The following is a 21,428-nucleotide window of genomic DNA, read 5'->3' on the forward strand; positions in this document are numbered from 1 at the left end:
ACCAAATCTGATAGCCACGTAATTCTTGGGTGTGAACTATCGGCGCTTAGTGATACTAACTCGATGTCAAAATCAGGTATATCGTCGCAAAGTGTCAACGAGTCATCGATTAGGTCAGTTCTTTCAACTTGGTCTAGACATGAACTGCGCGGAGCACGTCTACAGTACGCGAAGATGCCGATACGGCTGGGTAACCACTTCACCACACAGCGAGCACAAGGGGGCGACCGCCATCGTGCTTTATACAGGGAGGGGTCGAAATCTCTGATAAACCGTTCCTTAGGAACTAGATCTCCAAACTCTCATTGAAGTCTAAGTAATCACATGAAATAAATGCAATTGTAATCAGAAGAACTATTAAACTTTAGTTAAATAGCTCTTCTGATTACGTAGTTTATGGTAAATAGATTACGGTTAAATTAGATAAATTTCTCAACCTACAATCCCAACGAGTTTTTCTAAGTATTCTTTAGGAAGCTTTTAAAACTTACGTTTTATTCCTTATTTTCGTGCAGTTCTCGAATAAGGTATGGAGAAAGGCACCGCTCAACATTTCGAACTTTGGTTTGTAAACGGATGGTTTTAACCATACTAATGATGGACTTCGTGTTCACCTGTAGCATCTTGCGAGATTCTTCCACTCGCTCATGCAGCCGCGCATTTGCTTTCTCTAAATCTGCCCTTGTCATTGATGTGGTTTTTTTCAATGTTTCCCCGAGAGTACCTTTGACCGCATCTTTCTGCTGCTTACTAAAAGCATCAATTAGTTCTTTACGACTGGTTAATGTTGACCTCGTGTTAATTAGCCCCTGGCTATTTAATCTCCTAAATAGATTTGCCTGCGTGATAGGTGAGTTCTCAAACCCTTCATCACACATCCGGATAAGTTCCTTCTCTATCGCCTTATCTAGTTCTAATCCTTTTAACTTCTCAACCATCTTTAACTCCTGAATAGCTTCTTCGTAACGTTTTCGTGCTGCTAATATACGATCTAGTTTTTTATACCTATTTAGCCTTGGATGTATCTATATCACGCTGCTCTAGCGCAAACAGTGAAGACAGCATCCTTGGTTTCCTCATGTCATCCAACCCTAGGAGATTGATTTGCACCTTCTCCCTCTCAAAAGCTTGTGACTCACCTAAGTGATATTTGATGAATTCTCTGCGATGATTTAAGTTCTCTAGGATTTCATCAGCCTCTTCTATGTCCATAAGACCTGATATTTCCATTTGGTTGACGATCGTAATTTCAGATTCAATACTAGCTGCCAATTTTTCAATTTTAATTAGCTCACCATCACGTCCGGTGAGCGTGAAATATGGGCATGGCGAGCTATCCTGACATTTCATGTTGTAAGGACACTGAAATGTGGTCAGCTTCCGTCTACAACTCCCGACATCCATCACGTAGAGATCGGTATGTCGCATCGCCATTATATGTTTTTCAGAATTCTCCATCATGGCGAACAGTTCATCAAACTCCGAAAAAACATCGCTGTAAGAATTGTTGACTACATCCACCACGAATGATGCTTTATCTCGCGCTGTTGTGTAAGTATGCATGGTTTGAGCTAGGGCGTTGGCGCTGGATAACTTCGGGTTAACACACATAACGCCTCGCTTTTTTATATGTTCAAGAGCAGTATCTTCGTTGAAAAATGAGTCCTTGTTACCAACCGTTACTAACGAAGATGATACCGCTTTGTCTGCGATGGCAAGGTGCTGATAACTTTCATTTTGAGTGAAGTCTTTGCGTCCCATAAACATAGCTTGAAGATGCTCAGATACATCTGCGATAGCATAGAATGTGTTAATACCGTGTCGTGGAGTATGACTGTACATCGTAGTAATCTCCCCATCTTCATCGGTCAGATTGTATTTTGCAAAAACGCTACGCTTTCGATTATCAACTGAGCCACAACCAAGGAATGGTAAAAGAACGAATTTATCGATCACTTGAGGCACCACTTTCATTGCACCAGTTCGTTTGGTGGCTCCGCTACCTTCTGGAATAATAAACAACAATTCCTCATACGGTATTGAACTGACTGAGCGGGTCTGTGAGTCTGTTCGACGATAAATGAAGTCATTCGATATACGGACATCACTTTCGATTTTATGACGGATAAAGCGCTCAATATCAGAGTGCTTATAACGTATTTCTTTTCTTACTCGATCAATCTCTACGACTGAGTCTGGCTCTATACCTAGACCTGCATTCTTAATTTTCTTCTTAGCGAAATCCCTTGCCGCAGCACGACCACGAACCTTCGAAACCGCCGATGAAGTACTTTCGTAAACCTCATCCACAATGTCGTCTAAGTTTACTAAACGCTCATTCCGCTCAACCTCGCTATTGTTGCATACACGATTAAGCCATGCTTTAGGAAGGTAAGACTGAAAATCAGTTTTACGCACATACTCAATCTGTGAGCGCAGTTTTTCTGTTAAAACTATGGTGTCGACCCAAAGCTCTTCTACAACCCCAACGGCTAGTGGCTCAATCCAATGAGTTCGATGACCAGCTCCTTTCTCACCAAGGTATACGATGCCAACATAGAAAGTGGGTAACCCTCGCTTTTCCATGAGAACCTTGGTTACCTTGTCTTCGATTTCAACAATTTTGAAGCAGTTGTAGCGGAGACCTGCAGCCTCCATGTGACGAAATCCAGTGACTATCAGTAGAAGTACAAGGTTTAATACGGTCCGTTCACCATCATCTTTCACCAAACCACGCAACGCTACCACGTTTAAGAAGGTTTGGATGGATAGGTTTTTCTCATGTTCGTCCTGATCGAGCTCTTCGGCGAATTGTACTTTTTTGGCTCTTTTGCCCGCTTTAGTAGTATTTGTTGTTACTCCTTTTTGCTTCTTTTTAACTTCAACTTGAGTCAAAGTGAAACCCATATAATTCAGATTATTAGCTATAACATTGGCATCATCGTAGTCTTTAGATGCATTGGTAATAGCGCTGGGTCCAGAACGAGATTGAGCGAGCATATCTGTAGCATCTTGAAGCAACTCAGAAGTGATGTTCACAGGGTGTGGTTCAATTCCCATCATCACCATGCGAACATAGGTACGCTTCAATAACATTTGCTGGGCGTACACAGATGCACCTGACGGATTCCGACCTTTGTAGAGAGAAATGCAATAGGCTTTAAGGAACTCAACATATACCTTGCAGATCTGAAGACATTTGAATTTTTCCTCATCCGATTTTATGAGTCCTTTCAGCCGGAGGGAGTTTATTTCATCAAAATTGACCGTCGTCAGCGCCTTTGCCAAGAACCCGTGAGAAGCTGAACTATATCTCCAAATATTTGTATCCCATGAATAATGCTCTTTGGGATCATTGATACCAATATTGACTTCGGGCAGTAAAGCTTCTTCAAAGAAGGATTTTTGCTGAGCGATGAATTCATTAAAGTGTTGATAATTGCCTTTCATCGGATCCCTCCCTTAAGGCGATTAATGACCATTTCGATTTCATTTTTAGTCTGGGTTGCACTGTCGATGAGAGGGTTGTTTCTGTTACCTGTGTCATGAGATGTTTTAATCAGTTCCAGTAGCTCATGGGTGACGAGTTCAAGAACTGCTGAATGCTTATTCAAGTTTCTAAATGGACGGAAGTAGAAGCAACCATAGCAAGAGCGCACCTTAGCGAGGTGGCATTTTTCCTGTTTCCGGCTGCAACCGCCGATGCGAAGGAGCAGTTTACCTTTGAGCAATCCAGAAACCGTGTTTCCACTCCATTCATACTCATCAATGAGGTAGCCCGTAAGCAGTAATCCCATCATGTCTTTCCAGACAGGGTTTTGGCCAAGCGATTTGTGTTTCAATAATGCTAGCTCAGGAGTAGACATGATGTAGTACTGAGCAGCTACAGTAGTGGTTTGACCGAGAACCATTGAGATTTCTTCAGCGCTGGCCCCCAACATCGCCATGGAATGGCCAATGTTGTGTCTAAAATCGTAAGCGGTATAGGTGGGACGATACAGCTTGTTTAATCTGATCTTTTCTTTAGTTTCATCTGTTTGGACGAAGAGTAACGCATCATTAAGCGCCCAGTGAACTTCGCGTGAGGAAGGAATATTGTTTTCACTGTCATAAGGGAACAATGCCTTGTCATCACCGATCTTAAAACGCTTTTTGTATTCATCAATCAGTACTCCAATTTCCTGACTCAATGTCACCTTAGGTTCATCTATTGGGACTTCGGGTTGTTTTGCTAATGGGACGGATAACTCATACAGCTTTAATGCTGTCTTGTGATTGGCGGCTATGAGCTTGACCGAACTTCCTTTCAACATGGAAAACTGTTGTGGTCGAGGTCCTATGGAAAATGCTATCCCCAAAACGCAGAGATTTTTTAATTCCTTATCCGATAACAACTGCAAACCTTGTTCAGTACTAAACTCAACCAAACGATTAGCTATAAGGTTCTTTAAATGAGTTGGCACTGTATTTTCGACTTCTTGATATCGTAGGAATGGGTCCGCGACATTTGGGGGAGTTATTCGTTGCAATTTCTCTTCATCATCGATGTCGAAATTAGGGAGTCCTATCCGAATTAGTATCCTAATGGTTGATTTTAGAATGAAGAAATCCATTGCTTTACCACTTTTGGAAAGAGCTATAAGGCGCAGATTAAACTCTGAAAACGAGATATTCTCAGCTTCGCTCCAAAGCTTCTTTAACATACGAAATCGAACCCCACCAAGAGGTGCCATATGAGATTGTGCATATTGAACATAGATTGTCTTTAGTAGTTTGTTGCTTTCTTCATCCAAATTAAATATTTCGATATGTTTTCTTCCTAGTCGGACATACTCCCATCGATCACTTTTAGTTTTTATAAAAGGGGTATCAAACTCAGAAGCTTGTGTTATTTCTATTACATTTGGAAGCGTTATGTTGTTTATGAACTCAACCTGATCACGAGTGAAATTAACAACTTCTTTTTTAACGTTTTTATTAGCTAAATGCTTCATCCCAATCCCCCTTATCTAGATACGTTTCTATATCTGAACTGTAGTATTCACGATACAGTTCCATAAGCGTCTTGTTTGCTTGCTCTTGAACAAATCGCTTCGCATATTTAGTCGGCATAATGGAATTTTTAGACCATCCACCAATGGATCTCAATTCATCCTTAGCATCTTCCATAAGACCAATTACGTTCACCACACCAGATTCCATGTAATGATTCTTTTTCTTTTCGTAAACAGCGGCCAATGTCGCGTATGCCCATGTATGACGTAGCCAGTGAGGGGTAATTTTGTCGGTAATAGCCTCTGAATATCGGGGATCAAAATGGTCTGAAAAATGTATTTCAAATGCTTGCACGACCTTTGAAAATTGAGATTGAATGGTAGAGTAGGATACGGGTTTGTATGGCTTCATAGAAGATGTGAAAATAAAATCGTGGTTACAAATATCAGGACGTAAGAACCGATAGTACATTTCAATCTTCTTGTAATCGTCGGCAGCTATCTCAACATCCCGAATGCTGTCTGCAGTCTTGATTTGTGGCTTGTAGCGTCGAGCGTCTTCCATTTTTGAGTCATCAAATTCATCATCCTCCAAATTACGAACGCGCATAAGGACTTTGCTTTGATCCACTCTTGATGGCAAGAAGGATTGCTTGCGTAAAAGTAATGACTCCCCAATGCGAAGACCATATCGAACTAACAGTGCGGTTAATAGGTAATTACGTACCTGTACTTCGTAACTGATGATAGGATTAAGAGAGTTCTCCTTAATTAGCTTAAAATTCGCTTGTACACGACCATCGGGTAATGTGACGGGAATAGGCTTCTTTATATCGGGAGTCAAAACACGGATAAAATCCCTATATTGATCTGATGTCAAACTGCGAAGTGTGCTGTAAGCTGTAACTTTCTTGTTAGATTTCTGCCATTTAGAAAACTTACGCTTTATATCTCTTAATCGTAATTTTATTTCGGTTCGGTATCGCCGCAGGAGAAAAGGGTCTTCATCACGATAGGCGGTGTTGAGATATGTGACGGAAAGGAATTCAATAAAGTTACAAACAACCTGGCAGTGTTTGGAGGCTGTACGCTTCTTTTTAGTTAATGCTTCATATCTCACGTTAGGCGACGGCAACATAACAACATTGGTAATTTTCTTATCCGCTAGAAGGTAGTCCCAAAAAGGAAGCAGTTCTTGCGTAAGCATTTCCACGTCCTGATAACCACTGCGATGAAATGAGAAGTCTAACGAGGCACCAAACTTTGCGAACCAAAAATCGTAAAACAACTTAAGCGAGTCAAGATAGCTCTTTTGTGTTCCTAGTGATTTCTCAATTAATTCTTGTTCAGTCCACCTTAGTGCCAAAAGAGGGGGCATTGTGGTGACTACATCAAGTAGACAATAGAATTCATTCCCACAGCTCTCAACTTTGTACATGGACAAATTACCTTATATAGATTTCACTCCAATGTACAAGTTTAGTTACAAAGATTTTAATGTGTCAAACAAATCACCGGTTTTAGTAAGTATCTGATATTAAATAGACGTCTATTAAAGCGTGTACAAGATTATAATCATTGTGAATTTAACATAATATACATAATGCGCACTCAAGATGTAGGCGAAAAGTTGTAATGTCACTATTTACCAAAGTTAAAATGTCTCTTTAGTTCGTAGTCACTAAGCTTTGCTTACAACCAGCTAAGGATGCGTTTAAGATGCTAGTTACTATGAATGATTCTGATATCAATCGTTTTAAAGTAATCCAAGATGTTTGCGATCGTAGGATCCGACGAGTCGACGCGGCAGACATCCTTGATTGAGTGTTCGTCAAGTTCAGAGGCTTATGAATCGCCTGAGAGAATTCGGTGCTGCAGGATTGACTCACCAAGCTTGAGGTAAGCCAAGTAATAACCGCTATCCCAGTGACTACCGAGACACAGTTTTAAAACTGATTCGTGATCACTATTCTGATTTTTCTCCAACACTTGCCAGAGAAAAACTAACGGAGTTACATAGTCTTCCAGTATCTAACGAGACCTTACGAAGTTAGATTATTGCAGATGGTTTATGGACACCGCATTCGCAACGCAAGCCTAAAGTTTACCAACCTCGCTACCGACGTGATTGTTTAGGCGAACTCGTTCAAATTGATGGCTCTCACCACGATTGGTTTGAAGGACGATCTGACAAATGCTGTTTATTAGTGTTTATCGAGGATGCGACTGGACGTTTGATGAACTTATAGTTCATCATTGGTGACAACGTAATCTTGTGTTATTCAACAATACTGAGGTGTCACTTGTTTATTCATTTTCTTATGACATTAAAAAAGCGACTTGTTACAGTCGCTTTGAGTTTTTTTGTGACACTGTGACTCTTTTACATCATAAGAGTCATCTTTCCTGGAGCACTCATTCTAATTGATGACAATGCTTCCCCTGATATCTGGACGTTAGCAAACCAAAATGGTTTGTGCTTTTCTGCAAACACTTCACTTCTCGATAAGTTATCATAGATTGCATATGCCCTAGCCTGCGCTAAAGCTGCTCCATAGACACTGCGCTCTAAGATGGGTTTGCTTTCGATGTCTTCAAGAACAGCAACTTTTATATGTTCTACATTCTTCGGCCAGTGAAAGTTTTCTAAAAATCTTTTAGTCACCAGAGCTTCCATATCGACAATGACTTTAGGCAAGAAAGCGGAATTTGGTCGGACATCGGCGCAGGCATAATACTCATCTTTCCTGTTCGTTTTTCTATAGTTCAGCATGACTTCAATGAGTGCGTCTTCAAACGTATCTGTGAAGTGATTAATCAATACGATGCTACCTAAGCTACGAAGCGTTCCGATCAAAACACCACAATCGGAATCTTGAACATCTGCCGATTCCAATCGCATTTTGGTGACGTTGGCAGTCAAAACCAATTGTTGCCAAAACTTGGGAGTCAGGATTTTAGTATTATTATCTGACCATCTCATCATTGGGCGCGCCATTAAAACCGGGAATAGCTTACGGCAATTTTCAATTCCAAGGCGCCCAATCGCGACTCTTGCATCTGAACTAGTTTTAGCCGCACTCCCTCGCTCACGCAGTCTTGAGTTCTCAATCAGATCTATAATCGTTGAGCTTAGCTGATGGCTATTGTTAGCCAAGTCTGTCAGTTTTGAAAAGCTTAGAGATGGAGAATAGGCAAACGATGCGAATAACTCAAATGCGGGTATATTGCTCGATAATTTATCAATTGGAAGCGTTTCAAGCTTCTTCATTAACATTCGATCGGCGACTTTCGATACATCGCTGATGACTTTTTGCAGTGTTTTCTGCTTGTCTTCCACGATTTGGCGTTTTTCTTTTACTCGCTCTTGTTCGCACATGAGAAGTATTCTTTGGTTGCGCGTGATTCTGTCTTCTTCACTAAAGATCACATCGTCACAATAACGCCCCTGTAAACTGAGGAGCTTATCCACTTGTGACTGATCCACTTGGTGGTTCATACTAGCTAGCCACTTGGCATGTCTAAGTTCGACTTCTTTCGATACTTTGACCGCGATGTCCATTGCTTCTGGTGTGTAATTTTTTTGCGTGAGCAACAAACTGATATTCCTAACGTTGTTTTTATTTTCCTGTCGGCAAGTTTATCTATAAAGACACATGCAGTAAATGGAATGTGATATTAATTCCACTTATAAATGAATACTAATTATCGAAATATTATTAGTGAATACTAATTGCCCGTTGTTATGTGTAATCGTATGTACTTTTCAGAGAATTTATAACGATAACGTTTGCCAATTTTCACATTTGATTTGGTGAACTGACATACGCGTTTATCACCACTTCCTTTAACTCTCTTGATCGTTGCACTCTTGCCTTTGTGTTCCATTTCAATCATCAAGTCACAATATCCGTGGTAACCATCAAATGCCCTATCTGTTTTCTTCTGAAGCTCCGCTTTGATTTTTTTCGCTACAGGATTGATTTCTGAGTCGTCAGCTATAGCAACAGAAATTCCAAATAAAAAGCACAAAAACGTGACAGTGTATCGCATGAAGTTCCCTTTCAATTCGTAAAAAGTGAAACTTTAACTCACTGACTTTGCTGATATAAAAATGGGACACATTAAATGCGTCCCGTTTAACACGAATAAGTAATTGATAGTTTTCTTAAGCTCGCTTTTTACCTTTGGTGGACTTAAAGCCTTGGTGAGGAAAAACGTTTCTAATGCGTTGTTGAACTTTTTTCGGCACGTCTTTGGAAAAGGTTAAGCGCATACCTGTACGTTGGTTATAGACTTTCATTTCGCCATCAAACGGAGAATGCTCAGCGATGTCTTGCAGGTTGTGTTTAAAAGAAGGCGGTATGTGACCTTTCACCTTCGATATTTGCCCTTGTTCAAACTTAACTTTTAGGACAGGTCTATCTACGGCGATAAGCCAAAAAATGACAACAGCAGCAATCAATATTACGTAAAGCATTTGATACTCCTTAGCTAGAAAGCAATTTACTCAAGTCTTCTTTCAGCGACGATACCTTCATACTGGCTTTTTCACTTCGAGATGCCTCTGATAACAAATACTCAATAGCATCGGATAACGTACAGCCTAGCTCGTTCGCTCGATTGGAGAGTTTTTCCCACACTCGATAATCTAGATCGATGGACTTTTTCTTCGTGTGGACTTGTTCTGCATTGAAGTGACGTTTACGCTTAGCACGGATCGCTTGCTTCAGCTTATTATCAAGCTCTTCAGACATGTGGTTTTCAATCCAAGTAAGAACTTGGGTTGGCTCATGCTCAAGTTTACGAAGTTCGGCAATTGCGGCATCGGCTTCGCTCGTATCGATGTATCGGGTAACGGCTTCACCATCCTTCCACTTTTTGATGAGATACTTCCATTTCCAACCACATTCTAAATTTTCAAGCTGTTGATATTTCATCCTTCTGACCCTCAATACACTTATGGTGACAGCGTAACCCAAGTGTGCAGATTCGGCAATTAAAACTCATAAAAGTATCGATGTTGATCACTCATTTGTCGAAGGTTTAATCAACTGAATTTGCAGAATTTTTGGATTGGTCAAATTGTCGCTAGGGAGTTGATCGTCGTTTCGCTATAATGCTTGCAAGACTAAATTATGATGAATTTGAATGAACCAAGTTAACTGGCAAGATGTCACCCCTTCTTTCGAGCAGTACGAAGAGATTTTAAGTAAAGCCACTTCTCTACCGATTAAGCCCTTTATTGACCTTCAGCCTAGGCTTGAGGCGACCATTGACCGATTTACACGTGTTCGAGGATTAACCCGTATTTTATTAGTGAATTGCACTGATAATGCGATTTATCGTGGTTTCGTCAGCGAAGTATTGAAGAATAAGTCGTCAGCGCCTGTTGTGACAGTTGAGTCACTCGATGCCAAAGAGTTATTTGATCGCTACAGCGTGAATCAAGATGGTCAAACGACATTTGAGTCTGGCTTACTGTCTAAAGCAGATGGCGGTTATCTTGTTGTTCCTGCCAACTTAGTGCTTGCAAACGCTGCGCGCTGGCCAAACATTAAAGCAGCAGTTCAAGGTGGAAGCTTTGCCCCGATTAACCTTACACCAAATCGAATTGCGTCATCGCCTTTTGCACCACAAGATTACGATGTAAAGCTGATCATTACAGGCGATCGAAACCAGTTAGCGGAAATCGAATATGTCGATGAAGACTTTTCTGCAGGTCTGACGATGTATACTGAGGTTGAAGAAGATATCCACTTATCTCAAGAAAACCTAAGTAAATACGTTGGTTTGGTCAATTGGATTTGCCATGAATACCAACACCCTGCATTGAGTAACGAAGCCTTCCGAAGATTAATTCTTGCCGGTATGCGCTATACAGAAGATCAACACTATCTGCCTCTCGGTGTACTGTGGCACAACCAGCTGTTAGGTCTTGCTAGCCAGTATTCAAACTCATCGAGTATCGAGTTTGACGATATTGATCGTGCTATTGATGATAAATATTACCGTGAATCTTACCTACCACAACGTGCTGTGGACGATATTCTTGATGGACAAGTGATCATTGAGACGACCGGCGAACAGGTTGGGCAAATTAATGGTCTTACAGTGATTGATATGGCCGGACACCCTGTCTCCTATGGGGAGCCTGCGCGTATTTCTTGTGTTATTCACTTTGGTGATGGTGATATTTCAGACGTCGAACGCAAAGCAGAACTTGGCGGCAACCTACATGCTAAGGGCATGATGATCATGCAAGCGTTTGTGAGTTCAGCACTGAATCTTGATGAACCACTACCATACTCCGCTTCGATTGTATTCGAGCAATCATACAGCGAAGTCGACGGAGACAGTGCCTCCTTAGCAGAGCTATGTTGTTTGGTGAGTGCCTTGTCAGAATCTCCAGTGAATCAACAGATCGCGGTTACTGGTGCAGTGGATCAATTTGGTCGCGTGCAAGCCGTTGGAGGCTTGAATGAAAAGATTGAGGGCTTCTACCAAGTATGTAAACACCAAGGCTTTACGGGAGAGCAAGGTGTGATTATGCCTAAATCTAACCTAAAACATCTCGCGTTACATAAAGATGTCATAGAAAGCATTAAGAATGGTGAGTTCCATATTTGGTCAGTTTCTACTGTTGATGAAGCGATTCCCATTCTTATGTCTAAACCATTTCGCGGTGAAGAAGACAGCATCATTGGTAAAATTGCCGAACGTATTGAAAACTTTGAAAGACATGAGCATCCAGAAGGAATTGTGGAGCGCATCAAAAACTGGTTTGTCTAGTACTGATCGGAGTTGTTTAGCGTACACGTGTTCACTAAGATGCAGCTATCAAAAATTGGAGTAATTGATAATGCAAAACAAACGTGATTCTTACAACCGTGACGATCTTCTCGCTTCTAGCCAAGGTGAGCTATTTGGACCAGGTTACCCTCAGCTTCCTGCGCCAAACATGCTAATGATGGATCGTGTTACTAAAATGTCTGAGACTGAAGGCGATTTTGGTAAAGGTTTGATCCTCGCAGAATTGGACATTACTCCAGATCTTTGGTTTTTTGACTGTCACTTCCCTGGTGACCCAGTAATGCCTGGTTGTCTTGGTCTTGATGCTATGTGGCAGCTTGTTGGCTTCTTCCTAGGCTGGGTTGGCGGTAAAGGCAAAGGTCGAGCTCTGGGTGTTGGCGAAGTGAAGTTTACGGGTCAAATCCTACCAACAGCGAAAAAAGTAACGTACGAGATCCACATGAAGCGTGTTGTTAACCGCAAATTAGTAATGGGTCTAGCTGATGGTCGTGTATGTGTAGATGGTAAAGAAATCTACGTAGCAAAAGATCTGAAAGTGGGTTTGTTCCAAGACACTTCAAGCTTCTAATCTCCTACTCTGAAGTATTTATCAAGGCTCCTATCAAAGGAGCCTTTTCTTTATCTTATGGCATTTAGTTTAGACACACGCGTAAATTGCTACATTTAAAAACATCCGCTTTAAACGCAGAAAAGGCTCTTAACGAGCCCTTTCAAATCCTTCTGTTTGTATGTGGAGAGTTTATTTGTAGAGACCAGATTGTCTTTCATCTCTGGCATCACGCCAACCACCTAACCAATACGACCGAGCATCAATTTGTTGATATGGGCAAGCCTCTTGAGACCTTCCATTCAACCCAGCTTTATAGCCTTGAGATTGAGCTCGTTCTAGGCGATCACGCTTTTGTCTCTTCATAGTTAATTCCTCATACAGGTCCATTTACAAACGTACTACTGTTATTGTGAAACTTTGATGGAGTTTTTATGACTCCATCTACAAGAATCGATCAAATTGCGCATTTTCTCAAGGCATAAAAAAAGCAGAGGCTCATTTCTGTGAGCCTCTGCTTGATTTAAAAATTACTGACTATTTTCTACGGAACCCGAATAGACCCAGCATGGTCAAAGCCAGCCAACCTAGACCAGCACCTTGGCGTTCCGCAGCTTCCTCTTCAACACTTCGTGGTTGAATATTAGCTTTAGTTGCACCTGGAATCGGCTTAAGCTTAACAGCAACGATTTTCTCTTCACCGTTACTACAGAAAGAGTTGTGAGCTGTTGTGTCATAACCGCCTGCACACTTCATTGCTGTCGCGGAGATCACGCCGGCATCGTTGATATCTGAAGCGCTAATGATACGGAACTCGTTGTTGGTGTCAGAAATATCTCTGGCGCTTGCGCTCTGATCGTTAGCACCGTTAGTAAGATCATCTAAGAACCACGGTTGATCACCAAATATGCTTTCCGCTCGAGTACTAGGAAGCTCATTATTTTTTTTATAAGTGTAGATGAACCCACGTTTACGGCGAGGTTTACCCTCTTCTTCACGAGTCTTCTCAGCGTCTAATTGACCAACAATCTCATTGTATGAGTTGATGCCACCCATTTGACCGCCAGCTCCGCTAAAGAAAATACCACCGACTTCTGCAAGGTAATATGCACTGACTGAATCTGCAGTAACGTCATCAACAACGAAAAGACGATTTGGCGCGGAACCTGTTGGCATTAGGTAAGCACCGGAACGTTTGGCTTCACCAATTGCAACAAAATTAGAGTTTACATTGGTTAAACGGGAATTGGTATGAACCGTATCACCATCAATGCGCTGTTGAGCACCGGATATTTGTTTATCGTAAGTCCATTCATAAGATTTGATGCTAGACGGATCTGCAGAGTCTTTTAATCGTCCAACGAACACCGTTGCGTTCATATAGTTGTTGCCACTGTCGTATGTGTTATAGCCAACGCCATAAACAGTAGAATCTTTTACAACAAAATCTCGCATGCTACCTTGCGCCAGGCGTTCATCTTCTTGAGCTTGTCCACTTGGCCAACCTAATTCGACCGCTGAACCTGTAGCATCCCAAATGGCTGCTTTAGATGTCGAGTGGTCGCCATTATCATTGTTGGCAAAACGCGAAACGCTACCTACAGTAAATGTTCCGTTTGTTTTCCAAGCTCTGCTTTCTAGAAGTTTTGGAACAGTACCATCAGTTTCGAACTTCGGCTCTACTCCTGGTCCGACAATGGTATTTCGAGTTTGTAGTACCGGAGGGGTTACCGTTTGATCAACAACACTCTGGTTACCCACGGGCTCACCGTCTTTAGTCAGACTGTTAATGATATTGTTGTACTTATTGGTGTACGCTGCAGAATCAATAGTATTAGGTGTATCCCCTTCAACATAAGCTAGTGCATTTGAAGTAAAATCTTTATTAAACGCTTCTTTTTGCCAAGGATTCCAATGTACGGATGCCCAAGATTCACAGGTTGAGTAGCGACGTTCGTTGAAACAGTATCTTTCAAAATCGTCATACTCTTGTACGTAATAGAAACCCGAATCCAAAGCAAATGGCACTTCTTCACGATAGCTAACACCGTCGACTTCTTGCCCAGTTGAGATTGGGGTTACACGCGTTTCAAGCGCAAGTTTAAAGTGCTTTGAGTCACAATCTGCGCCTTTATCAAAACAACCCAGCGCGAAAGGTTTTCCTGTATCAGGATCGTTATCCACGTCACCTTGTTGAATTGCGACACCGTACACTGTTTCCGTAGTGACGTTTTCAGGGGAAACTTCAACTACTTGATACAGTGCTGCATTGGCATTCATTGCCGTACCGACCATCATAGCGATGGCGGTTAATTTGAATTTGTTACTACAATTCATCGAATTCTTAACTATCCTGTTGCATTGCTTCGAGTTCTTCCCATCTCTCGAACGCGATTTCCAACTCCTGCTCTACCGCAGCGAGCTGTTCCAATACCGGTTGAGTCTGTTCTACAGATTTAGTGAAGAACTCTGGGTCGTTCACTTGTTCTTGTAGAGTCTCAATATCCGCCTCTAATTGTTCTAGTTTAGCTGGAAGAGCCTCTAATTCTCTTTGCAGCTTATACGATAACTTCTTCGAATTGTTCTTAGGTTGCGTAGTTTTGGGAGTTTCCTCAACCACTTTCTCTTTCTTCGCTGCTTTTTCAACCTGACTGCGCGAAGCAAGAACTTGATCACGCTGCTGTTTTGCGTCGTGGTAACCACCAACAAACTCTTCGATTATGCCGTTACCTTCAAAAATCCAACTGGTCGTCACCGTATTGTCTACGAATTCACGGTCGTGGCTCACTAACAGTAACGTACCCTGATAATTGGCAAGCATTTCTTCTAAAAGTTCCAACGTTTCGATGTCCAAATCGTTGGTAGGTTCGTCAAGAATAAGCAAGTTGTTAGGTTTCAACAAGATACGAGCCAACAACAAACGGTTTTTTTCACCACCAGATAAGGCTTTTACTGGCGTGCGAGCACGTTTTGGTGCAAACAAGAAATCTTGTAGGTAGCTCAATGCGTGACGCTGACGCCCTCCAACCATCACTTCTTGCTTACCATCCGCTAAGTTATCAATAACCGTCTTTTCAGGATCAAGAATTTCGCGGTACTGATCGAAGTAAGCCACTTCGAGCTTTGTTCCACAATGAAGACGACCGCCTTGCGCTGATAATTGCCCTAATAGCAACTTGAGAACGGTACTTTTACCACAGCCGTTAGGACCAATCAGTGCGATTCGATCACCACGCATAATGTTGAAGCTAAAGTTATCAACGATTTTTTTGCCTTCAAAAGCAAAAGAGACATTCTCAGCTTCAAAGACGATCTTACCTGAGCGTGAAGCATCGTCGATATTAAGGTTAACTTTACCTTGAACCTCACGTCTGTCACGACGTTCTTCACGAAGCTTCTTAAGGGCACGAACACGACCTTCGTTGCGTGTACGACGTGCTTTAATGCCTTGGCGAATCCACACTTCTTCCTGAGCTAGCTTTTTGTCGAACTCTGCATTTTGCATTTCTTCGACACGAAGCATCTCTTCTTTGTCATTTAAGTATTGGTCATAATCACCAGGGAAAGAAGCGAGCTGTCCGCGATCGAGGTCAACGATGCGTGTCGCCATCGATTTGATGAATGCACGGTCGTGGGAAATGAAGATGATCGAGCCTTTGAAGTCCTTTAGAAAGTTCTCTAACCATTCGATGGTCGTTACATCAAGGTGGTTAGTTGGCTCATCAAGAAGCAATACATCAGGGTCACAAACAAGTGCACGAGCGAGAGCGGCTTTGCGTTGCCAACCACCCGATAGATCAGTCAGTTTGGTTTCAGGGCTTAGCTTTAGCGCGCCAAGTACATTCTTAACACGATCATCAAAGCGCCAAGCGTTAAGGTGATCCAACTGTTCTTGAATCTTAGCAAGACGATTAATGTTCTTTTCACTTGGGTCTTGAGCGACAAGATCGAGAAGATCATGATAGATCTTCAGCTGCTCACCGATTTCAGCTAAACCACCAGATACGTATTCGTAAACTGTGCCTTCTTGATTGCGTGGTGGATCTTGTTCAAGTCGAGAAACAACGACGTCTTGGGTGATTTGAATCTTGCCATCGTCCAACAAAATGTCGCCAGCAAGCACTTTCATTAACGTAGACTTACCTGCACCGTTGCGACCAACTAAACAAACGCGTTCATTTTCTTGAAGAGCGAACTCTGCTTTGTCTAGTAATGGGTGGTCGCCAAATGCAAGTTGTGCGTTATGAATGGTAAGTAATGCCATTATTATCCAACCAATGTTTGAGTTTTTCTAAGTCAAACGGCCAGTTCAACTCAGAATCTTGATATTTTAATACGGGAATTGTTACGCCGTAACGAGAAAAGAGAGCATCGTCGAACGCTATGTCGACGATGTGTGTTTGTTCGGCGAGACCAATCTGACTAACGAGGTCAAACGCCATCTCGCAGAGATGGCATCCTTCAGTGCTGTAAAGCGTTAGCACGTTCAACATCCTGTCCCTATTCTGCGTGAGTAACCAACCAGCAGTTGTGAATCTGTTTGTTACGAGAAAAATCCAATGGCAGAGTTTGAGAAGAAATGTTCTGCGCTTTTAAGCCCAGTTCTGCAAGCCCTGCTTCGTCCATCTTGAAATGGCGTTTATTGTTAGAGAAAACAATCGTACCGCCAGCACGCAACAGACGCTTAAGGTTTGTCATTAGCTTAATATGATCGCGTTGTACATCGAACGACGTTTCCATGCGTTTAGAGTTAGAGAACGTCGGTGGGTCAATAAAGATAAGATCATATTCACCTTTGGCGTTCTCAAGCCACTGGAGACAGTCAGCTTGCTCAAAACGATGCTGGCGACCAACACAACCGTTTAGCTGCATGTTGTCTTTCGCCCAGTTGAGGTACGTGTTAGACATATCTACCGTAGTTGTAGAACGCGCTCCACCAACTGCAGCGTGCACTGTTGCACTGCCAGTGTAAGCAAACAAGTTAAGGAAATCTTTACCCTGTGCCATTTCGCCAAGACGACGACGAGTTATCTTATGATCCAAGAACAAGCCCGTGTCTAGGTAGTCATGAAGGTTTACGATCAGCTTCACTCCGTACTCGTTCACTTCAAGCGTCTCTGAAACTTGACCTAATTTTTGGTACTGGCTACGACCCTTTTGCTTCTCACGAACTTTAAGTACTACGTTATTCGCTTCTACACCTGTTACCTGAATCGTTGCACGGATGATGTCCGTTAGACGGCGCTTGGCTTTTTCTTCAGGGATATTCTTAGGTGCCGCGTATTCTTGAATCACAATTTGATCGCCGTACACGTCGATCGCTACATTGTATTCTGGAAGATCCGCATCGTAGATACGGTAACAGTCAAGTTTCTCTTTACGTGCCCACTTACCAATCTTGCCAATGTTTTTCTTCAAACGGTTTGAGAAGTCTGGTGCAATTTGAATATTAGTGTCCGCACCTTTCACTTCATCAACGCTGCGCTCTGCAATGCTGTAGTTCTTTTGGTGACAAGGTAACGCGCCATTGTTCAATTTGAACTGTTTGTCCGCACGCATACGAAGACAGCTTAGTAGCTCGTCTGAACTTGAGAAGATAGACGCTTTACAACCGCCAAACTCTGCTTTTAGCTGACCACCAAATGCTGTGTATAGCGCGATCAGACCAGGTTCAGTGCCAAGACGCTCACCATAAGGCGGGTTAGAAACGATAACGCCAGATTCGAAACCAGCCGGACGAGTAATGGTTGCTGCATCGCCTTGTGCAAATTCAATCAACTCTTCAACACCAGCTCTACGAGCGTTGTCTCGTGCAACCTTCAACACTTTCGGGTCGTTATCGAAGCCGAAAAACTTAGCGTCAACTTTTTTGACACCGCGTCGAGCTTGTACATTTGCCTCTGATTTAATCTCTGCCCAAAGCTCTGGTTCAAAATCTTCTAGCGCTTCAAAGCCCCACTGTTTGCGCTTAACGCCTGGTGCCATATTGGCTACCATCATCGCTGCTTCAATCAGCAACGTACCAGAACCACACATTGGGTCTAGAAGCGGTTGTGAACCATCCCAGCCACAACGCATTACGATTGCTGCTGCAAGCGTCTCACGTAACGGAGCTCGACCTGATTCTGGACGGTAGCCACGTTGATGAAGACCACTACCCACCATATCCACACCAAGAATGGCTTTGTCTTTGTGCAGACGAACGTGAACGCGGATATCAGGGCGTTCTTTGTTAATGTTTGGACGAGGAAGTCCTTTCTTCTCAAAGCAATCTACGATGCCGTCTTTTACTTTCATTGCACCGTATTGGCTGTTGCGGATTTCACGGTTCGTACCATTGAAGTCGACCACAAAGCGCTTTGAACTATGGAACTGATTTACCCAGTTGATTGAAGACGTCGACAGGTAAAGGTCCATGTCGTCGTTACAGGTAAATTCCGATAAAACACGTACAAATCGAGACGCCAAGCGGCTCCACAAACAGCAACGGTAAATCTGTTCATTCGTCGCCTTAAATTTAACGCCTGCCTGTACTGGTTTGGCGTTTTCAATGCCTAGTTTAGTCAGTTCTTCAACAAGCAAGTTTTCCATGCCGTTTGAAGTTACCGCGAGATATTGATTCATAGTGTTCTTTCGTCGATAAAAAATGGCTTTGATTATACCTGACTTTACGATCAATGCCTCGTTTTTAAAGGCATTTTTACTTTATTAGCTCAAACAGTCGCCAATCTCATCTGCTGAAAATCAAAACACAGCACATCTACAAACAGAATACGTCTCTTTATCACTTTCTAGTAAAGACAAGCATCATAGCGAGAGTGAATACTTATTTACACCGTTTTTGGTCTATACCAATCACTCATTTTGCGTGTAATTAACTTACAAAATGAGCGTATAGGGGAACAAAAGGTGAAATATTAGGCGTCTGGTTGCCTAAATTAAGGAAACGCTAAAATGAAAAAAGTGGAATAAAAGTGAGCTACTTCATATCTGAGATACAAAATAGCCCTCACCTAGGCATGTATTTGGCGTGCACAAGAGGAGATATTCAGAAAATTCTAGGCAAAAAAAATCGACCTAATGAGGTCGATTAATGCAAACAAAGGAACGAAAATAAAGAAAAATCAAAAGGAAATTAACCCACCATCGCCATTGGTGCCATCGTGAATAAGTGATTGGCACACACCATGCGATCGTGCATTACTTTAATTGGTTGCCCAAATGGCAGTACTTTGTTGCCATCAAGTAGAAATTCATCCTGCCCTACGTAAGCACATAGGCTTGATGTTTCACCTGGTTCTAGAACGATGAATACGCCTTCTGAATATCGATTTGTTAGGAAGACCATATCCCCTTCTTCTGGCTCATGCCCATCGCATTGGGCGTCGAAGAACCAGCTCTTCGGTTGAACAGGTTTATGAAAGCGTTTTGCAGCTACGCAATAGAGCGTAAGTTCGGCTTGACGGTATTCGTTGATGTCGAGACAACGGATTCGTTCGTTGTACGTTTGAAACGCGCTTGCGTCATCAACAGTGAATTCATTGTCTGAGAAGGCACAATTGACCAACAGCTTACGGCATAGATTGGTTTGGAAAATCATCTCCTCCCCCAAATCCAGCATTAGGCAAGCTTTCTGCTCGTCAAAATACCAATTCCATTTGTCGCTGGGTTTAAGCATTATTCCGTTCTCTTGTTTGTGACTAGTTAATCAGTAATAAGAGGTAAGACGCTTAATTACCTACTCATGATTTTTAAATTTTACAAACGAACGGGCAAAAAAAAAGAGGAAACGAATTCCTCTTTTTTTAGTAACAAGCGTCGATTTCTCAACGATTTAGCGATTGCTCTTATAGATTTTTAACAATATCGCGTACGAGACCTGGTCCGTGGTAGATGAAACCAGTGTAAACTTGAACAAGTTGTGCACCTGCCATCATTTTCTCTTTCGCTGCAACGTATGAGTCAACACCGCCCACACCGATTATCGGAAGTTTATCGCCAAGCTCTTCATGAAGTTTACGAACAACTTCTGTTGAACGTGATTGAACCGGACGTCCGCTTAGACCACCCGCTTCGTTCGCATGTTTCATGCCTTCAACGACTGTGCGATCAAGCGTTGTGTTTGTTGCAATCACACCGTCGATGTTATTCTTAATTAGCGACTCACAGATCTGGCTGATTTCGTCATCGCTCAAATCCGGTGCAATTTTTAGCGCAAGTGGTACGTACTTACCGTGCTTTTCTGCAAGTTCTGCTTGCTTCTCTTTGAGTTCAGATAGCAATTCGTCTAGCGCTTCACCGTACTGAAGTGAACGAAGCCCTGGTGTATTTGGTGACGAGATGTTCACGGCGATGTAACCGGCATACTCGTACACTTTTTCCATACAAATCAGGTAGTCCTCTGCCCCTTTCTCAATTGGTGTATCTTTATTTTTACCAATGTTGATACCAAGAATGCAGTTGTATTTTGCCTTTTTCACATTCTCAACCAGATGATCCACACCTAGGTTGTTAAAGCCCATACGGTTGATGATACCTTCCGCTTCAACTAGGCGGAACAAACGTGGCTTGTCGTTACCTGGTTGCGGACGAGGCGTAACAGTACCAACTTCGACAAAACCAAAGCCCATAGCGTCAAACGCTTCGATACATTCGCCGTTTTTGTCCAAACCAGCAGCAAGACCCACTGGGTTACGGAATGTAAGCCCCATGCATTCTACTGGACGATTTGGTAATTGTTGACGATAGAAAAGATCGAGAGGAGTGCCGTTAAAGCGTTGGAAGTTTTTGATTGCAAGATCATGTGCCTTTTCGGCATCAAGTTGGAAAAAGCCAGTTCTGGCTAGACGGTAAAGCATTGTGCCTCCGAAAGAAAAAAGCCCCGTGTAAACGGGTCAATATTATTTACTGTTTTTCAGTGCAATTCAATGAAAATGAGTGAATTCAGCAAAATAGTATGTCTCATTTTAATTTTGTTCATAAAAACAGTTGATTAGCACTCTATTCTCTATACAAAATTGCTAGCTTTTTATTTAAAAGCAAACGATTTCATGCCAGGAAAACTCAAATTGCAC

Annotated in this window: 17 protein-coding genes and 1 pseudogene; 3 read left to right on the top strand and 15 right to left on the bottom strand. The window is 42.3% G+C overall.

Going from position 1 to position 21,428, the window contains the following annotated elements; translation table 11 throughout:
• Positions 1-494: 494 nt before the first annotated feature.
• The 4 genes from OH459_RS16020 to OH459_RS16035 all read right to left on the bottom strand — a co-directional run bounded on the left by OH459_RS16020 (position 495) and on the right by OH459_RS16035 (position 6,432).
• Positions 495-938, bottom strand: a complete 444-nt coding sequence (locus OH459_RS16020; protein ID WP_269987666.1) for a hypothetical protein — start codon at positions 936-938, stop codon at positions 495-497.
• 67 nt (positions 939-1,005) lie between these two features.
• Positions 1,006-3,450 (bottom strand): hypothetical protein, encoded by a 2,445-nt coding sequence (locus tag OH459_RS16025; protein WP_269987667.1) that lies wholly within the window; start codon positions 3,448-3,450, stop codon positions 1,006-1,008.
• Positions 3,447-4,994 (bottom strand): hypothetical protein, encoded by a 1,548-nt coding sequence (locus OH459_RS16030; protein ID WP_269987668.1) that lies wholly within the window; start codon positions 4,992-4,994, stop codon positions 3,447-3,449. The genes OH459_RS16025 and OH459_RS16030 overlap by 4 nt, the downstream gene beginning before the upstream one ends.
• Entirely contained in the window at positions 4,978-6,432 is a 1,455-nt protein-coding gene (locus tag OH459_RS16035; protein ID WP_269987669.1) for a tyrosine-type recombinase/integrase, read from the bottom strand. The genes OH459_RS16030 and OH459_RS16035 overlap by 17 nt, the downstream gene beginning before the upstream one ends.
• A 293-nt stretch (positions 6,433-6,725) precedes the next feature.
• On the opposite strand from OH459_RS16035, the pseudogene OH459_RS16040 reads away from it, so the two are divergent.
• Positions 6,726-7,240, top strand: a pseudogene (locus OH459_RS16040) (helix-turn-helix domain-containing protein); the annotation flags it as partial.
• A 137-nt stretch (positions 7,241-7,377) separates the two neighbouring features.
• Here the strand turns inward: OH459_RS16040 and OH459_RS16045 are convergent.
• From OH459_RS16045 to matP, 4 genes are all read right to left on the bottom strand, one after another.
• A complete protein-coding gene (locus tag OH459_RS16045; protein ID WP_269987670.1) occupies positions 7,378-8,592 on the bottom strand; it encodes an HDOD domain-containing protein in 1,215 nt (404 codons plus the stop codon).
• A gap of 131 nt (positions 8,593-8,723) precedes the next feature.
• On the bottom strand, positions 8,724-9,047 hold the full coding sequence (locus OH459_RS16050) for a hypothetical protein (protein ID WP_009697844.1): 324 nt from the start codon (positions 9,045-9,047) through the stop codon (positions 8,724-8,726).
• A gap of 115 nt (positions 9,048-9,162) precedes the next feature.
• Positions 9,163-9,474, bottom strand: coding sequence for a DUF3634 family protein (locus tag OH459_RS16055; protein ID WP_005446826.1), 312 nt, complete (start codon positions 9,472-9,474; stop codon positions 9,163-9,165).
• A gap of 10 nt (positions 9,475-9,484) precedes the next feature.
• A complete protein-coding gene (matP, locus tag OH459_RS16060) occupies positions 9,485-9,934 on the bottom strand; it encodes a macrodomain Ter protein MatP (RefSeq protein WP_005446823.1) in 450 nt (149 codons plus the stop codon).
• A 211-nt stretch (positions 9,935-10,145) separates the two neighbouring features.
• On the opposite strand from matP, the gene OH459_RS16065 reads away from it, so the two are divergent.
• Positions 10,146-11,786 carry a Lon protease family protein gene (locus tag OH459_RS16065; RefSeq protein WP_269987671.1) on the top strand — a complete coding sequence of 547 codons (1,641 nt, stop codon included), beginning with the start codon at positions 10,146-10,148 and terminating at the stop codon, positions 11,784-11,786.
• Positions 11,787-11,856: 70 nt separating this feature from the next.
• Positions 11,857-12,375: a bifunctional 3-hydroxydecanoyl-ACP dehydratase/trans-2-decenoyl-ACP isomerase gene (gene fabA / locus OH459_RS16070; protein ID WP_005390081.1), complete on the top strand. Its 519-nt coding sequence runs from the start codon at positions 11,857-11,859 to the stop codon at positions 12,373-12,375.
• Positions 12,376-12,546: 171 nt separating this feature from the next.
• On the opposite strand, the gene rmf is transcribed toward fabA, so the two are convergent.
• From rmf to pyrD, 7 genes are all read right to left on the bottom strand, one after another.
• Positions 12,547-12,720 (bottom strand): ribosome modulation factor, encoded by a 174-nt coding sequence (gene rmf, locus OH459_RS16075; RefSeq protein WP_005446820.1) that lies wholly within the window; start codon positions 12,718-12,720, stop codon positions 12,547-12,549.
• A gap of 171 nt (positions 12,721-12,891) precedes the next feature.
• Positions 12,892-14,691 carry a DUF3466 family protein gene (locus OH459_RS16080; RefSeq protein WP_059678566.1) on the bottom strand — a complete coding sequence of 600 codons (1,800 nt, stop codon included), beginning with the start codon at positions 14,689-14,691 and terminating at the stop codon, positions 12,892-12,894.
• A gap of 7 nt (positions 14,692-14,698) precedes the next feature.
• Positions 14,699-16,618, bottom strand: a complete 1,920-nt coding sequence (locus OH459_RS16085) for an ABC transporter ATP-binding protein (RefSeq protein ID WP_005446816.1) — start codon at positions 16,616-16,618, stop codon at positions 14,699-14,701.
• Positions 16,596-16,847, bottom strand: coding sequence for a glutaredoxin family protein (locus OH459_RS16090; RefSeq protein WP_009702647.1), 252 nt, complete (start codon positions 16,845-16,847; stop codon positions 16,596-16,598). The genes OH459_RS16085 and OH459_RS16090 overlap by 23 nt, the downstream gene beginning before the upstream one ends.
• A gap of 7 nt (positions 16,848-16,854) precedes the next feature.
• Positions 16,855-18,978 (bottom strand): bifunctional 23S rRNA (guanine(2069)-N(7))-methyltransferase RlmK/23S rRNA (guanine(2445)-N(2))-methyltransferase RlmL, encoded by a 2,124-nt coding sequence (gene rlmKL, locus OH459_RS16095; protein ID WP_053053148.1) that lies wholly within the window; start codon positions 18,976-18,978, stop codon positions 16,855-16,857.
• Positions 18,979-19,489: 511 nt separating this feature from the next.
• Positions 19,490-20,032 carry a cell division protein ZapC gene (locus OH459_RS16100; RefSeq protein ID WP_017190184.1) on the bottom strand — a complete coding sequence of 181 codons (543 nt, stop codon included), beginning with the start codon at positions 20,030-20,032 and terminating at the stop codon, positions 19,490-19,492.
• A 169-nt stretch (positions 20,033-20,201) separates the two neighbouring features.
• Positions 20,202-21,212 (bottom strand): quinone-dependent dihydroorotate dehydrogenase, encoded by a 1,011-nt coding sequence (gene pyrD, locus OH459_RS16105; RefSeq protein WP_017190185.1) that lies wholly within the window; start codon positions 21,210-21,212, stop codon positions 20,202-20,204.
• Positions 21,213-21,428: the final 216 nt, after the last annotated feature.

This window comes from Vibrio sp. MM46 (assembly GCF_027587135.1).
Taxonomy (GTDB): Bacteria; Pseudomonadota; Gammaproteobacteria; order Enterobacterales; family Vibrionaceae; genus Vibrio; species Vibrio harveyi.